The sequence below is a fragment of the Campylobacter concisus genome (assembly GCF_003048535.1).
In the GTDB taxonomy this organism is placed as follows: domain Bacteria; phylum Campylobacterota; class Campylobacteria; order Campylobacterales; family Campylobacteraceae; genus Campylobacter_A; species Campylobacter_A concisus_S.
This window is the reverse complement of record NZ_PIRQ01000003.1, coordinates 185,862-199,880: the sequence shown is the minus strand read 5'-3', so window position 1 is coordinate 199,880 and position 14,019 is coordinate 185,862. Positions and strand designations below refer to the sequence as shown.

Annotated in this window: 18 protein-coding genes; all 18 read left to right on the top strand. The window is 37.2% G+C overall.

Going from position 1 to position 14,019, the window contains the following annotated elements; all coding sequences use genetic code 11:
- Positions 1–41: 41 nt before the first annotated feature.
- The 18 genes from CVS93_RS04375 (at position 42) to CVS93_RS04290 (ending at position 14,003) form a co-directional block, all read left to right on the top strand.
- Positions 42–377, top strand: a complete 336-nt coding sequence (locus CVS93_RS04375) for a GDP-mannose dehydrogenase (RefSeq protein WP_107686712.1) — start codon at positions 42–44, stop codon at positions 375–377.
- Between the two features lie 16 nt (positions 378–393).
- Positions 394–1,299: a methionyl-tRNA formyltransferase gene (gene fmt / locus CVS93_RS04370; RefSeq protein ID WP_107686711.1), complete on the top strand. Its 906-nt coding sequence runs from the start codon at positions 394–396 to the stop codon at positions 1,297–1,299.
- Positions 1,300–1,324: 25 nt separating this feature from the next.
- Positions 1,325–2,113: a bifunctional hydroxymethylpyrimidine kinase/phosphomethylpyrimidine kinase gene (gene thiD, locus CVS93_RS04365; RefSeq protein ID WP_107686710.1), complete on the top strand. Its 789-nt coding sequence runs from the start codon at positions 1,325–1,327 to the stop codon at positions 2,111–2,113.
- 1 nt (position 2,114) lies between these two features.
- Positions 2,115–2,750: a biotin--[acetyl-CoA-carboxylase] ligase gene (locus CVS93_RS04360; RefSeq protein WP_107686709.1), complete on the top strand. Its 636-nt coding sequence runs from the start codon at positions 2,115–2,117 to the stop codon at positions 2,748–2,750.
- Positions 2,747–3,529: a ParA family protein gene (locus CVS93_RS04355; RefSeq protein WP_107686708.1), complete on the top strand. Its 783-nt coding sequence runs from the start codon at positions 2,747–2,749 to the stop codon at positions 3,527–3,529. The genes CVS93_RS04360 and CVS93_RS04355 overlap by 4 nt, the downstream gene beginning before the upstream one ends.
- Before the next feature lie 15 nt (positions 3,530–3,544).
- Positions 3,545–4,405, top strand: coding sequence for a ParB/RepB/Spo0J family partition protein (locus tag CVS93_RS04350; protein ID WP_107686707.1), 861 nt, complete (start codon positions 3,545–3,547; stop codon positions 4,403–4,405).
- 95 nt (positions 4,406–4,500) lie between these two features.
- A complete protein-coding gene (locus CVS93_RS04345; protein WP_107686706.1) occupies positions 4,501–4,923 on the top strand; it encodes a FoF1 ATP synthase subunit B' in 423 nt (140 codons plus the stop codon).
- A 9-nt stretch (positions 4,924–4,932) separates the two neighbouring features.
- The gene (locus CVS93_RS04340; protein WP_107686705.1) at positions 4,933–5,445 is read left to right on the top strand and encodes a F0F1 ATP synthase subunit B; all 513 of its coding nucleotides are present in this window, start codon (positions 4,933–4,935) and stop codon (positions 5,443–5,445) included.
- Positions 5,445–5,975 carry a F0F1 ATP synthase subunit delta gene (locus CVS93_RS04335; RefSeq protein ID WP_107686704.1) on the top strand — a complete coding sequence of 177 codons (531 nt, stop codon included), beginning with the start codon at positions 5,445–5,447 and terminating at the stop codon, positions 5,973–5,975. The genes CVS93_RS04340 and CVS93_RS04335 overlap by 1 nt, the downstream gene beginning before the upstream one ends.
- 14 nt (positions 5,976–5,989) lie before the next feature.
- Entirely contained in the window at positions 5,990–7,507 is a 1,518-nt protein-coding gene (gene atpA / locus CVS93_RS04330; protein WP_107686703.1) for a F0F1 ATP synthase subunit alpha, read from the top strand.
- A gap of 9 nt (positions 7,508–7,516) precedes the next feature.
- Positions 7,517–8,404 carry an ATP synthase F1 subunit gamma gene (atpG, locus tag CVS93_RS04325; RefSeq protein ID WP_002939426.1) on the top strand — a complete coding sequence of 296 codons (888 nt, stop codon included), beginning with the start codon at positions 7,517–7,519 and terminating at the stop codon, positions 8,402–8,404.
- Positions 8,405–8,415: 11 nt separating this feature from the next.
- Positions 8,416–9,813 (top strand): F0F1 ATP synthase subunit beta, encoded by a 1,398-nt coding sequence (atpD, locus tag CVS93_RS04320; protein ID WP_107686702.1) that lies wholly within the window; start codon positions 8,416–8,418, stop codon positions 9,811–9,813.
- An 18-nt stretch (positions 9,814–9,831) separates the two neighbouring features.
- A complete protein-coding gene (atpC, locus tag CVS93_RS04315; protein ID WP_021090667.1) occupies positions 9,832–10,221 on the top strand; it encodes an ATP synthase F1 subunit epsilon in 390 nt (129 codons plus the stop codon).
- Entirely contained in the window at positions 10,222–10,806 is a 585-nt protein-coding gene (locus CVS93_RS04310) for a MotA/TolQ/ExbB proton channel family protein (RefSeq protein ID WP_051288435.1), read from the top strand.
- Positions 10,807–11,205: a biopolymer transporter ExbD gene (locus CVS93_RS04305; protein WP_072593819.1), complete on the top strand. Its 399-nt coding sequence runs from the start codon at positions 10,807–10,809 to the stop codon at positions 11,203–11,205. It begins immediately after the preceding gene.
- A gap of 1 nt (position 11,206) precedes the next feature.
- Positions 11,207–12,151 carry a TonB C-terminal domain-containing protein gene (locus CVS93_RS04300; protein WP_107686701.1) on the top strand — a complete coding sequence of 315 codons (945 nt, stop codon included), beginning with the start codon at positions 11,207–11,209 and terminating at the stop codon, positions 12,149–12,151.
- 24 nt (positions 12,152–12,175) lie between these two features.
- The gene (gene tolB, locus CVS93_RS04295; RefSeq protein ID WP_107686700.1) at positions 12,176–13,432 is read left to right on the top strand and encodes a Tol-Pal system protein TolB; all 1,257 of its coding nucleotides are present in this window, start codon (positions 12,176–12,178) and stop codon (positions 13,430–13,432) included.
- A gap of 64 nt (positions 13,433–13,496) precedes the next feature.
- Positions 13,497–14,003, top strand: a complete 507-nt coding sequence (locus CVS93_RS04290) for an OmpA family protein (protein ID WP_021090913.1) — start codon at positions 13,497–13,499, stop codon at positions 14,001–14,003.
- Positions 14,004–14,019 lie beyond the last annotated feature (16 nt).

Here is a 14,019-nt window from a genome sequence, read left to right as displayed (position 1 = left end):
AACTTTTTAGCGCTTTGAGCATAGGTTTTTAAGAGTATAAAATGAAGAAAATTTTTTGCATTATGCTATTTTGCCTTGGTGTATATAGCTGTGATCCAGCGGATCCGGCGTATATGTTTTTGGATTACAATGATATAGATCGTGACGGCATGCTAAATTTAGGTGAATGGACGGCTTGCAAGGTACCACCAGGACTAAAAATAGCACCAGATCTATGCACTAGTGAGGATTTTAAAAGACTGGATCTTGATCGTAGTGGCAAAGTTAGCATTAATGAGCTAGGAAGTTTGATATTTCAAAAGATTGACTGGCAAGAAGATCCATGCGCCTCTTGGCCGCCAAGCAGGCAAAACGTAGATCAAAATAAAAGTCGTTGAAATTTAAAGGAAAGTGATGAATGTAGTTTTTATGGGAACGCCTGATTATGCTGTTAGGATACTTAGGCATCTAAAAGAGGCTGGCTTTAACATAAAAGCGGTCTTTACCCAGCCTGATAAGCCAGTTGGCAGAAAGCAAATTTTAACCCCAAGTGAGGTGAAAATTTACGCTCAAAATGAGCTAGTAGGCGTGCCAGTGCTTACACCAAATACGCTAAAAAATGAGGCGGTGGTTGCCGAGCTAAAGGCATTTGAGCCTAAATTTATCGTGGTGGCAGCTTATGGCAAAATTTTGCCCCAAAGCGTGCTTGACGTGGCGACTTGTATAAATTTACACGCTTCTATCTTGCCAAAATATAGAGGTGCGAGCCCTATACAAAGCGCGATCCTAGCAGGCGAGAAGCAAACTGGCGTCACAGCTATGCTAATGGATGCTGGGCTTGACACTGGCGATATACTAGACTTCATCTACACGCCTTGCGAAAATAAGATGTCAAGCGAGCTTTTTAGTGAGCTAGGCGAGCTTGGCGGCGAGCTAATCGTAAAAGTGCTTAAGAATTTTGAAAATTTAAAACCACAAAAGCAAGATGACACACAAGCTACGCACTGCAAAAAAATAAGTAAAAGCGACGGACTTTTTAGCTTTGATGAAGAGGCGGGGCAAATTTATAATAAATTTCGCGCGCTCACACCTTGGCCAGGGATTTATCTAGCAAGTGGGCTAAAAATTTTATCACTTGGACTAAGCGAAAAAAGTGGCAAAAGCGGAGAAATTTTAAGCATAGAAAAAGATCACGCTGTGGTTGCTTGCAAGGGTGGCGCGGTCAAAATTTACGAGCTTCAAGAGCCAAGCAAAAAGCCAACAAACGCAAAAGCATATATAAATGGTAAGCGTCTTAGTGTTGGCGACAAAATAGAGTAATAATCAAAATTTAATAGGAGAAAATATGAAAAATGCGCTAAGTATAGCAGGCGTTGATCCAAGCGGCGGAGCTGGAGTTTTAGCTGATATAAAGGTCTTTATAGCACACGGCATCTATGCGATGGGAGCGATTACGGCGGTCACTGCTCAAAATACAAAGGGCATATTTGGCATGCAGCTAGTTGATACTAAGCTCATCGAGGATCAGATCAAGGCGATATTTGATGATATAAGAGTTGATGTGATAAAAATAGGCGTCGTCCCAAGCGTTGAGATCATCAAAAGCGTCGCAAAAACGCTAAGAGAGATCAAAAATTTACCACCAGTCGTGCTTGATCCTGTTATGAGCTGTAAAAATGGCGATATCTGGCTAGAAGGCGCTGCAAAAGATGCGATCGTGGAGGAGCTTTTCCCACTTGCAAGCGTGATCACGCCAAATATCTTTGAAGCGCGCGAAATTTTAAAGCGTGAGCTAAAGGGCGAGAGCGAGCTAAAAGAGGCTTGCAAGGAGCTTTTGAAATTTGGCACAAAGAGCGTCTATCTAAAGTGTGGCGAGATAGAAGGCAAGTCGCTTGATATATTTTATGATGGCAGCAAGTATGAAATTTTTAGCGATGAGCGCATAAAAACGACCGCAACTCACGGCTCAGGCTGCTCGTTATCAAGCGCGATCGCTTCAAATTTAGCAAATGGACATAGCCTAAAAGAGAGCGTAAAAAATGCGCATGATTATATCTTTAACGCTATTAAAAACGCGGTCATCATCGGTGGCGGACAAAATCCGGTAAATCACTTCTATAAATTTAAGGTGTGATTTGAAGGTTGAGTTTTTCCAAAGTCTGCCTTCGACGCAGGAATTTTTGATAGACGCCCTAAAAAACGGCGAGATAAAAGCTCCGTATATGGTCGTGGCGTATAATCAAACAAAAGGGGTCGGTAGCCGCGGCAACAGCTGGGAAGGGCTTGGCGGAAATTTGTTTATGTCATTTTGCATAAGCGAAGATGAGTTGCCAAGCGACATACCTCCGCCCTCGATCTCAATATATTTTTCTATGTTGATGCGTGAAGTCCTGAGCGAACTTGGCTCAAAATGCTGGCTAAAATGGCCAAATGATTTTTACGTAGATGGTCGCAAAATAGGTGGCACTTTGACAAATAAAGTGGATGAAATTTACATTTGTGGCATGGGGATAAATTTAGCTAGCGCGCCCGAAAATGCGGGCATTTTGGATATAAAAACTAGCGTAGATGAGCTGGTTTGGGGCTTTGTTAGCATGCTTGATAAAAAGATTTTATGGAAGCCAATTTTTAGCAAATTTAGGATAGACTTTTGCAAGTCAAAAGGTTTTATTACGCATATTGCAAATAGAGCTGTTTCGCTTCAGGATGCTGAAATTTGCGATGATGGAGCGATATTATTAAACGGGGAAAAGGTATATTCGTTAAGATGAGCGAGATAATAACAATAGCTAACCAAAAAGGCGGCGTTGGTAAGACCACAACGGCCGTAAATTTAGCCGCATCACTGGCGGTTGCTGAGAAAAAAGTATTATTAATAGACATCGATCCACAGGCAAACGCGACGACTGGACTTGGTTTTAGCAGAAGCGACTATGAGTTTAACATCTATCACGTCTTAACAGATAGGAAAAAGCTCTCACAAATCGTATTAAAAACTGAGATCCCAACACTTTTTTTAGCTCCATCAAACATCGGACTTGTCGGCATCGAGCAAGAATTTAACGATCAAAATAAGGACTATAAACTAATCCTTAAAAATAAAATTTCAGAAGTTGTAAACGACTATGATTTTATCATCATTGATAGTCCTCCAGCACTTGGCAGTATCACAGTAAATGCTCTTAGCGCAAGCGATAGTGTTATCATCCCGATTCAATGTGAATTTTACGCACTTGAAGGCTTGGCTCAAATTTTAAATACGGTTAAGATTATTAAGAAGACAATAAATCCGAAGCTAAATATAAAGGGCTTTTTGCCGACTATGTTTAGTTCGCAAAATAATCTCTCAAAAGAGACAATTGCTAATTTGAAGCAGCATTTTGAAAATAAGCTCTTTAAGAGTAAGGATAGCAAAGAGGAATTTGTAGTAGTGCCAAGAAATGTGAAACTTGCTGAAAGCCCAAGTTTTGGTAAGCCAGTGATACTTTATGATATAAAATCACCAGGCTCGATCGCGTATCAAAATTTGGCATATTGTATTTTAAACTAAAAAATAAGGAAAAAAATGGCTAAAAAAGGTGGATTAGGGCGTGGACTTAGTGCGATACTTGAAGATGTAGAGCAGGCCTACAGCAAAGAGATTGCAAATTTAAACGACTCTGAGATAGTCGAAGAGATAAATATAGATGAAATTTTACCAAACCCATACCAGCCAAGAACGCATTTTGACGAAGAGGCCTTAAAAGAGCTAAGTGCCAGCATCAAAAGGCATGGATTGATCCAACCAATAATCGTTATCAAAAAAGATGATGGCTATATGCTAATAGCCGGTGAGCGTAGATACCGCGCTACAAAGATGCTTGGAGCAAGCAAGATAAAGGCGATCATCGCTGACATCAAGTCTCAAAATTTAAGAGAGCTTGCACTTATCGAAAATATTCAACGTGAAAATTTAAATCCGATCGAACTCGCAAAGTCGTATAAAGAGCTTATAAATGAGTATAAGATCACACAAGACGGCTTAGCAAACATCATTCATAAGAGCAGAACTCAAATAACAAACACAATGAGACTTCTACTTCTTAGCGACTATACACAAAAACTTTTACAAGAAGATAAGCTTACACAAGGTCACGCTAAAGTTATAGTTGGGCTTAGCACCGAAGAAGAAAAGATGGTTGTTGATACGATCATCGGTCAAAAGTTAAGCGTTAGAGACACAGAAATTTTAGTAAAAAAGATAAAAAACAAGGAAGAGATAAAAGACAAAAAACCAAAAATTTCTGAGGAAATGAGTAAAAAGCTATCAAATTTACAAGAAATTTTTAAAAATTTAAAGATAAAGACAAAAGTAAAATCTGGCAATCTAGTTTTAGAATTTAATAATATTTCACAGGTGGAAGAATTTATTGCTAGGCTAAAATAGAATTACAAATTTATTTTTATTTTTAGTAATTTATTGTAAAATCAGACTTTAATTTGAATATTAAATAAAACTTAATGATAAAATAAGGAGAGTGGATGTTAGAAATAGATATGCCATTGATGCTTTTAACGGCTGTCGTTTTCTTGGTATTGATCGCTATTTTGAATTCCTTGCTTTATAAGCCAATGCTCAAATTCATAGATGACAGAAATGCCTCTATAAAAAATGATGAAGAGAGTACTAGTAAAAATGCAAGTGATCTAAGTGTTCATGAAAAAGAGATTGAAGAGATTATATTAAACGCAAGGACTGAGGCCAATAAAATAAGGCAAGAAGCCTTAAATTTGGCAAAAGAAGAGTCTTTAAAAGAAGTAAATGCCGTAAAGAGTAGTTTAGAGGCTAATTATAATGAATTTTTAAATGCTCTAAGCTCTCAGAAAGATAACTTAAAGGCAGATCTATCAGCTAAACTACCTGAACTTAGAGCGGCTTTAAATGCCAAGCTCTCTAAAATTTAAAGGAAATTTATGAAGATAAAAATTTTATTTTTTCTAGCACTTCCATTTTTAGCATACGCTAGCGAGCATGGTGGAACAAACTACGACATAGTCGAGAGAACACTAAACTTCTTACTTTTCTTTGCTATTTTGGTATATTTTGCAGCTAAGCCACTAAAAGCTCTTTATCAAAGCAGAATTGACAGGATCGCAAATAAGCTTGAAAGTATCCAAGAGAAGCTACGCGATTCTAAAGCCAAAAAAGATGATGCTCTAAAACGTGTTGAGGAAGCTAAACAAAATGCAAATTCCCTAATCGAAACTGCTAAAAAAGAGGCTTTAAATTTAGCTGCTAAGGTCAAAAGCGACGCTCAAAATGATATAGCAAATCTTCAAAAGAGCTATAAAGAGCAAAAAGAATTTGAAGAGCGCAAGATGATAAAAGGCGTTGTAAATGAAATTTTGAGCGACATTTTCTCAAGCTATAGCCTAAAAGTCGATCAAAAAGAGCTTATAAATATAATACTTAAAAAGGTTAGCTAATGAATGAAGTAGTAGCTAAAAAATACGTAAAAGCGATCTTAAGCGATGTAAAATCCAATGAACTTAATGCATTTGTTGAAAATTTATCAGAGCTAGCTGCTGCTTTTGCTAGCGATAAATTTAAAAGCATTATAAGCTTGCCGACATTAAAGGCTTCACAAAAGGTTGAATTTGTACTATCTTTGGTTAAAAATCAAGATGCCAAATTTGCAAATTTTATAGAGCTTCTTGGTGCAAACAAAAGGCTAGAGCTTATACCTTCGATACTAGATGAGATGAAGATAGAGCAATCTTTGCTTGAAAATACATATCGCGGCGAAGTTGTTGGAAATTTTGATCTAAGCGCTGAGCAGCTAAAAGCTTTGGAAGAGAATTTCTCTAAGAAATTTAACTCTAAGATCAAGCTTGATGGCTCAAAGAGCGATTACAACGGTGTAAAAGTTGAGTTAGACGATTTAGGTGTCGAGGTAAATTTCTCTATCGACAGACTAAAAAGTCAAATGAGTGAATATATATTAAAAGCAATTTAAAAAGGAGTGAAAGCGTGAGTGCAAAAATTAAAGCTGACGAAATTAGCACGATAATCAAAGAACGTATTGAAAATTTTGATTTAAGTGTTGATGTAGAAGAGACCGGTAAAGTCATCTCAGTCGCTGATGGCGTTGCTAACGTTTATGGTTTGAAAAACGTTATGGCTGGTGAGATGGTTGAGTTTGAAAGCGGCGAAAAAGGTATGGCTCTTAACCTTGAAGAGAGCAGTGTTGGTATAGTTATCCTTGGAAAAACTAGCGGTATCACAGAAGGAAGCTCTGTAAAAAGGCTTAAAAAACTTCTACGCGTTCCAGTTGGTGACGCATTAATTGGTCGTGTTGTAAATTCACTAGGTGAGCCAATCGACGCAAAAGGCCCAATTGACGCTACTGAATCTCGCTTTGTCGAAGAAAAAGCAAAAGGTATCATGGCAAGAAAAAGCGTTCATGAGCCACTTCAAACAGGTATCAAAGCTATCGACGCACTTGTACCAATCGGTAGAGGTCAAAGAGAACTAATAATTGGCGACCGCCAAACTGGTAAAACAACAGTTGCTATCGATACTATCATCAACCAAAAAGGTCAAGATGTTATTTGTATCTATGTAGCTATCGGTCAAAAACAATCAACCGTTGCTCAAGTCGTTAAAAAGCTTGAAGAGTATGGAGCTATGGACTATACGATAGTTGTAAACGCTGGCGCTAGTGATGCAGCTGCTCTTCAATACCTTGCTCCTTATGCTGGTGTAACAATGGGTGAATACTTTAGAGATAACTCTCGCCACGCGTTAATCATCTATGATGACTTGTCAAAACACGCGGTTGCTTACCGCGAGATGTCTTTGATCTTAAGAAGACCACCAGGCCGTGAAGCTTACCCAGGCGACGTTTTCTACCTTCACTCAAGACTTCTTGAAAGAGCAAGTAAACTAAATGACGCATTAGGTGCTGGATCTTTAACAGCTCTACCTATAATCGAAACTCAAGCAGGCGATGTTTCAGCTTATATCCCAACAAACGTTATTTCTATTACAGATGGTCAAATTTTCCTTGAGAGTGACCTATTTAACTCAGGTATCCGCCCAGCGATCAACGTTGGTCTTTCTGTTTCTCGTGTCGGTGGTGCAGCTCAAATAAAAGCTATTAAACAAGTTTCTGGTACACTAAGACTAGACCTTGCTCAATACCGTGAACTACAAGCGTTTGCTCAATTTGCAAGCGATCTTGACGAGAGCTCAAGAAAACAACTAGAGCGCGGTCAAAAGATGGTTGAAGTACTAAAGCAACCTCCATATTCTCCACTTCCAGTCGAGAATCAAGTAGTTATTATATTTGCTGGCGCTAAGGGTTATTTGGATGATGTTGCAACTACAAATGTAACAAAATTTGAAGCCGAGTTATATCCATATATTGAGGCGAAATACCCTGAAATTTTTGAGCAAATCAGAACTAAAAAGGTTCTTGATAAAGAAGTAGAAGAAATTTTACATAAAGCGTTGAAAGATTTTAAAGCGACTTTTGCCGCTAACTAGGGCTAAGATATGTCAAATTTAAAAGATATAAAACGAAAGATTAAGAGCGTCCAGAACACTCAAAAGACGACGCGTGCGATGAAGCTTGTCTCAACAGCAAAGCTTCGCAAAGCCGAAGAGGCTGCTCGCTACTCTAGAGTTTACGCTCTTAAGATCAATGAGGTTTTATCAGAGATAGCTTATAAGATCAATCAATATGCTTCAGTTATGACTGAGAGTAAATTTTTTAATACAACAAAGAGTGTAGAAAAGGTTGATATTATATTTGTTACCGCTGATAAAGGGCTTTGCGGTGGCTTTAATGTCCAAACTATAAAGACAGTTAGGCGCATGATTGATGAGCTAAAAGCCAAAAAGATCAAGGTCAGACTAAGAGCTGTTGGTAAAAAAGGTATAGAATTTTTCAATTTTCAAGGCGTTGAGCTACTTGAGACTTACGTCGGAGCTAGCTCTTCTCCTACATATGAAAAAGCTCAAAAAATCATAAAAGATGCCATCGATGACTTTACAAATGGCATAACTGATAAAGTCGTGTTAATACACAATGGTTATAAAAATATGATTTCTCAAGAGATTAGAGTAAATGATATTGTGCCTATTGAGCCGTCTAAGATAGTTGCTGTTGAGACAAATTCTTTGATGGAATTTGAGCCAGAAGATAACTATACTAAGATTATGGATGAATTGCTCAATAAATATTTTGAGTATAGTATGTATTATGCCTTGGTTGACTCTTTGGCGGCTGAGCACAGCGCTAGAATGCAAGCTATGGATAATGCAACAAACAATGCTAAACAACGCGTCAAACAGTTAAATCTTGCTTACAATAAAGCAAGACAAGAGTCTATTACCACTGAGCTTATTGAGATCATCAGTGGTGTTGAATCAATGAAATAAAAGGAGTATGAATGAAGGGTGTTATTAGTCAAGTTATAGGCCCTGTGGTCGATGTTGACTTTAATGACTACTTGCCGAAGATCAATGAAGCTATCGAAGTTTTCTTTGATGTTGAGGGCAAGAAACATAAACTAATATTAGAAGTTGCTGCTCACCTAGGTGATAATAGAGTCAGAACTATTGCTATGGATATGAGTGAAGGTCTGACTCGTGGCTTAGAGGCTAAAGCGCTTGGTGCACCTATTAGTGTGCCAGTTGGTGAAAAAGTTCTAGGTAGAATTTTTAATGTAGTTGGTGATTTGATCGACGAGGGTGAGGGTATAAATTTTGATAAACACTGGTCTATTCACCGCGATCCTCCTCCATTTGAAGAGCAAAGCACAAAGAGTGAAATTTTTGAAACTGGTATCAAGGTAGTCGACCTTCTAGCTCCTTACGCAAAGGGCGGTAAAGTAGGCCTATTTGGTGGTGCTGGTGTTGGTAAAACGGTTATTATTATGGAGCTTATTCACAATGTTGCGTTTAAACACAGCGGTTATTCTGTATTTGCAGGCGTTGGTGAGAGAACTCGTGAAGGAAATGACCTTTATCACGAAATGAAAGAAAGTAACGTTTTGGATAAAGTTGCCTTGTGCTATGGCCAAATGAACGAGCCACCAGGAGCAAGAAACCGTATCGCGCTAACTGGTCTTACAATGGCTGAGTACTTCCGTGATGAGATGGGACTTGACGTTTTGATGTTTATCGATAACATCTTCCGTTTTTCTCAGTCTGGCGCAGAGATGTCAGCTCTACTTGGACGTATCCCGTCAGCTGTTGGTTATCAGCCAACTCTTGCAAGTGAGATGGGTAAATTCCAAGAGAGAATTACATCAACCAAAAAAGGTTCGATTACCTCTGTTCAAGCTGTTTATGTTCCAGCTGACGACCTTACAGATCCGGCTCCTGCAACTGTTTTTGCTCACCTTGATGCTACGACAGTTCTTAACAGATCGATCGCAGAAAAAGGCATCTATCCAGCTGTTGATCCACTTGATTCAACATCAAGAATGCTTGATCCTCAAATTTTAGGAGCAGATCACTATAAGGTAGCTCGCGGCGTTCAAGCTGTGCTTCAAAAATATAAAGACCTTCAAGATATCATCGCTATCCTTGGTATGGACGAGCTTAGCGAAGAAGATAAGCTAACAGTTGATAGAGCAAGAAAGATAGAGAGATTTTTATCTCAGCCGTTCTTCGTTGCTGAAGTATTTACAGGTAGCCCTGGTAAATATGTAAGTCTTGACGAAAATATTGCTGGCTTTAAGGGAATTTTAGAGGGTAAATATGACCATTTACCAGAAGCAGCATTTTATATGGTTGGAAATATAGATGAGGCTTTAGCTAAAGCTGAGAAACTTAAGGCTTAAATTTAAAAAGGAAGCGTAATGGATAAATTACATTTAGAGATCGTAACTCCTCAAGGTCAGATATTTAATGATGACGTGAGTAGTGTAGTGCTTCCAGGTAGCGAGGGTGAGTTTGGTGTTTTGCCAAACCACGCCTCATTAATATCTCTTTTAAAAGCAGGTATTATAGATATAGAACATAAAAATAAAAAACATGATGTTGTTGCGATTAACTGGGGCTATGCAAAGATTGACGAAGGTAAGGTAGTAATACTTGCTGACGGTGCGGTTTACGTCTCTGGTGATAGTGAAAGCGAGCTTGCAAATTCATTGGAAGCTGCTAGAAATTTGATAGAGAGCATGAGTAGTGATACAAATGCTTTTGCAGCAACTATATCTAAAATGGAAAATGTAGTGAGAACTAGATAAGTGGGCGGCATAGATTTATTTTTAAATTACATTCAAAGAAGTAGTTTTATTACAATTATTGTTTTAACTTGGCTGTCAATATATTTTATAGTTAGTTTCACAATTCTTTTTTCAAGAATGGCTGGTATTGGAGCTTGGCAAAAACGTGAGCAAAATGCACTTGAAGCACTGCTTATGGGTGCTAAAAATATTCCAAATGATTCGTCTTTGAGAAAATGTGCAAATGGAAGAATTTCAAGAGAAAAACTAAATGTATGTATAAGCATAGCCGAGAAAAATGCTACAAGTGGACTAACGTGGCTAAGTGTAATAGCATCTACTTCGCCTTTTATCGGTCTTTTTGGAACCGTTGTTTCTATTTTAGAGACATTTTCACAGCTTGGAAATGGTGGAGGTTCATCACTTGGTATTATCGCTCCAGCTATTTCAGAGGCACTTGTTGCAACTGGTTGCGGAATTTTTGTTGCCATCCCAGCATATACATTTAATTTACTCATAAAAAGAAAAGCTTATGAATTAATGAGTGTTATTGAGCGTCAGGCTGATGTTATGATAGCACTTAAAAAAGATGATGAGATACTATAAATGGCCGTTAAATTTACCGATGAGACACCAGAGCTAAATATAACTCCTCTTGTTGATATTATGCTTGTTTTACTAGCCATTTTAATGGTTACTATGCCAACTATAACATATCAAGAGGATATTACTCTTCCAGATGGTTCAAAGGCGAAAACTTCAACATCTAAGCAAAAAGACCTTATAGTATCTATAAATTCGCAAGGACAAGTTAGAATTGATCAGAGTACTATGAGCCTTGCTGAGTTTCCTGATAATATTGCATTAATGAGTACAAAATACGATAAAACCTCGCCTATCTATATAAAAGCTGACAAAAATTTAAAATACGATGATGTTATGTTTGTATTAAAGACTTTGAAAGGTGCTGGTTTTAATAAAGTAGCTTTAGAGACAAACGGTTAAGATGTCAAATAAAGTTAAATTTCCAACGCTTAGTTCGTTTCTTGTAGCATCTTGTATTTACGTTATTATTATACTTGTTTTGTTTATAAAGCTTACTTTTTTTGCAGAACCTCCTAAAAAATATACCGATGATAAAGATGCTATTATGGATGTGGTTATGGTTGATAGAGAAGTTGATCAAACCATTAAAGCTCCAAAACAAGCAGATGAAGTAGTTAAAGAGACAAAGCCTGAACCTAAAAAGGAATCTGAAGAAGATAAGCAAGAGACTACAAATAAGCCTGTTGTACCAGATGAACCATTGCCTACGCCAAGCTTACCAACTCCTCCAAAAGAGGAACCAAAACCTGAGCCAAAGCCAGAACCAAAACCAGAAATTTTAAAACCAAGTGAAGAACCCAAAGAAGATGTTAAGCCAGAGCCAAAACCTGAGCCTAAGCCTACACCAAAGCCAGTTGAAAAGCCAAAACCAAAAGAGCCAAATATAAAAGACCTCTTTAGTGACATAGACCCTACAAAACTCAAAAAAGATGATGGTATAAAAAAGGTTGAAAATAAAGTGCAAAGCCGTAAAAAGAGCGAGGCTTCTAGTTCAAAAGCCGCAAAAGAAGCTAGTGATATAATAAAGAGTTTAAAGATAGATCAAAATCCAACCGCTCCGAAATCACAATCTACCGGTACTTACGATCCACTAATGGGTGCGATAACAAAACAAATTCAAAGAAGATGGCAAAGTTATAAGGCTGATTCTGCAAATTTAGCTAAAGTTAAAGTTATGATAGATCAGAGCGGAAATTTTAGCTATGAAATTTTAGAGCTATCATATAATGAAGAATTTAACGCAAAAGTAAGAGAGTGCTTAGAAAAACTTACAACGGAGAAATTTCCATTCAATCCAGACAAAAGCACTACTTTTAATTTAAATTTAGAAGATAAAATAAACTAAAATTTATAAAATTATGGAGTAGAGATGAAGAAAATTTTTCTTTTTTTATGTGTTGCTCTAGGGCTTTATGCTGCTGATGCAACCATATCTGTTGTAAATCAAGGTATTGCCTTGCCAAAGATAGCTTTGCAAGATGCAACAACTGCTGTTAGCGATATGGGTTTTAAAGATAAATTCTTTAAAATCATGCTAGGAGATCTAAAGGTTAGTTCCGATTTTGAAGTAATCGAAGATCATGTGCCTTCTACCTATGAAGGGGATGCAACTACTAATACAATGAGTGATAAAGGCGTCGAGCTTATCTTTAGATATGCTCTTGAAGGCTCTATGGGCTCACCTCTTACTTTAAGAGTAAAACTGATAAACGCTAAAACAGCAACTACAAGATATGAGAAGGTTTATACTATGCCAGACGGCGCAAAGTATCCGTTTTTGGCTCATAAAAGTATAGTTGAGCTTACTAATGAACTAAATTTACCACCAGTTGGTTGGATGGAAAAATTTATTATTCTTTCAAAATATACTTCAGCTCGCCAAAGCTCTATCATAGTTGCTGATTATACACTTACATATCAAAAGACCATAGTAAGTGGCGGTCTAAACATTTTCCCAAAATGGGCAGGAGCCGATCAAAGTAAATTTTACTATACATCTTATGTGAATAATAAGCCAACTTTATTTAGATATGATCTAAATTCTGGTACAAAAACAAAGATAATTGATAGCATTGGCATGCTTATAGCCTCAGATGTTAGTAAAGATGGAAGTAAAATTCTATTAACCATGGCACCAAAAGATCAGCCAGATATTTTTATCTATAATACAAATAGTAAAAGTTTGACGCAGATTACTAATTATCCAGGCATAGATGTAAATGGAAATTTTGTAGATAATGATAGCAAAATAGTTTTTGTATCAGATAGGCTTGGTTATCCTAACGTTTTTGCAACTCCTGCGATTTCTGGCGGAAGCGTTGAACAAATGGTATTTCATGGTAAGAATAACAACTCTGTAAGCACATTTGAAAATTATGTTGTTTATTCAAGTAGGGAAGCAAGCGGTAGTTTTAATATATATCTAATTTCAACTCAAACGGATTTTATACGCCAGCTTACAGCAAATGGCAAAAATAACTATCCAAGATTCTCAAGCGATGGGCAAAGTGTCGTCTTTATAAAAGAGCTTGGCGGTCAAAGTTCACTAGGAGTTATTAGGTTAAATGAAAACAGAAGTTTTCAGTTTCCTTTAAAAGTAGGAAAAATTCAATCTATAGATTGGTAATATTCTGATAAAATTTAAAATTTTTGTGATATAATTCGACCAAATTTCTAAAAAAGGATAAGGAATGAAAAAAGTAGTTCTAGCAAGTGTTGCAGTTGCAACTTTATTGTTGAGCGGTTGTAGCTCAAAAAACCCTGAAGTTGATATGAATTCAAATTCAAATCAATCTGCAGATAATTCAGGTAGCATGAGCGATGCTGATAGATTAGCAGCTCTTATTGCTAACATCGAGAGTCAAGTTAAAAGTGTATATTTTGACTTTGATAAATTTAATATCAAAGCTGATCAACAAGGCGTTGTTAGCTCAAATGCATCAGTATTCAACCAAGCTGACGCTCAAGCTCTTTCTATAAAAGTAGAAGGTAACTGCGATGAGTGGGGTACAGATGAGTATAACTATGCTCTTGGTTTAAAACGTGCTAAAAGCGCTAAAGATGCTCTTGTAAGAAATGGCGTTAGTGCTGATAGAATCGCTGTAGTTAGCTTCGGCGAAAGCAATCCAGTTTGCACAGATAAAACAAAAGCTTGCGATGCTCAAAATAGACGTGCAGATTTCAAAGTACTTCCATAATTTATAATTAAATAAT

What these genes read in the sequence shown, in the direction of transcription:
- CVS93_RS04305 (WP_072593819.1), top strand. Translation starts at nt 10,807, where the DNA reads ATGGCCGTTAAATTTACCGATGAGACACCAGAGCTAAATATAACTCCT.
- CVS93_RS04355 (WP_107686708.1), top strand. Translation starts at nt 2,747, where the DNA reads ATGAGCGAGATAATAACAATAGCTAACCAAAAAGGCGGCGTTGGTAAG.
- CVS93_RS04350 (WP_107686707.1), top strand. Translation starts at nt 3,545, where the DNA reads ATGGCTAAAAAAGGTGGATTAGGGCGTGGACTTAGTGCGATACTTGAA.
- thiD (WP_107686710.1), top strand. Translation starts at nt 1,325, where the DNA reads ATGAAAAATGCGCTAAGTATAGCAGGCGTTGATCCAAGCGGCGGAGCT.
- atpD (WP_107686702.1), top strand. Translation starts at nt 8,416, where the DNA reads ATGAAGGGTGTTATTAGTCAAGTTATAGGCCCTGTGGTCGATGTTGAC.
- CVS93_RS04290 (WP_021090913.1), top strand. Translation starts at nt 13,497, where the DNA reads ATGAAAAAAGTAGTTCTAGCAAGTGTTGCAGTTGCAACTTTATTGTTG.
- tolB (WP_107686700.1), top strand. Translation starts at nt 12,176, where the DNA reads ATGAAGAAAATTTTTCTTTTTTTATGTGTTGCTCTAGGGCTTTATGCT.
- CVS93_RS04345 (WP_107686706.1), top strand. Translation starts at nt 4,501, where the DNA reads ATGTTAGAAATAGATATGCCATTGATGCTTTTAACGGCTGTCGTTTTC.
- fmt (WP_107686711.1), top strand. Translation starts at nt 394, where the DNA reads ATGAATGTAGTTTTTATGGGAACGCCTGATTATGCTGTTAGGATACTT.
- CVS93_RS04375 (WP_107686712.1), top strand. Translation starts at nt 42, where the DNA reads ATGAAGAAAATTTTTTGCATTATGCTATTTTGCCTTGGTGTATATAGC.
- CVS93_RS04340 (WP_107686705.1), top strand. Translation starts at nt 4,933, where the DNA reads ATGAAGATAAAAATTTTATTTTTTCTAGCACTTCCATTTTTAGCATAC.
- atpG (WP_002939426.1), top strand. Translation starts at nt 7,517, where the DNA reads ATGTCAAATTTAAAAGATATAAAACGAAAGATTAAGAGCGTCCAGAAC.
- atpC (WP_021090667.1), top strand. Translation starts at nt 9,832, where the DNA reads ATGGATAAATTACATTTAGAGATCGTAACTCCTCAAGGTCAGATATTT.
- CVS93_RS04300 (WP_107686701.1), top strand. Translation starts at nt 11,207, where the DNA reads ATGTCAAATAAAGTTAAATTTCCAACGCTTAGTTCGTTTCTTGTAGCA.
- CVS93_RS04335 (WP_107686704.1), top strand. Translation starts at nt 5,445, where the DNA reads ATGAATGAAGTAGTAGCTAAAAAATACGTAAAAGCGATCTTAAGCGAT.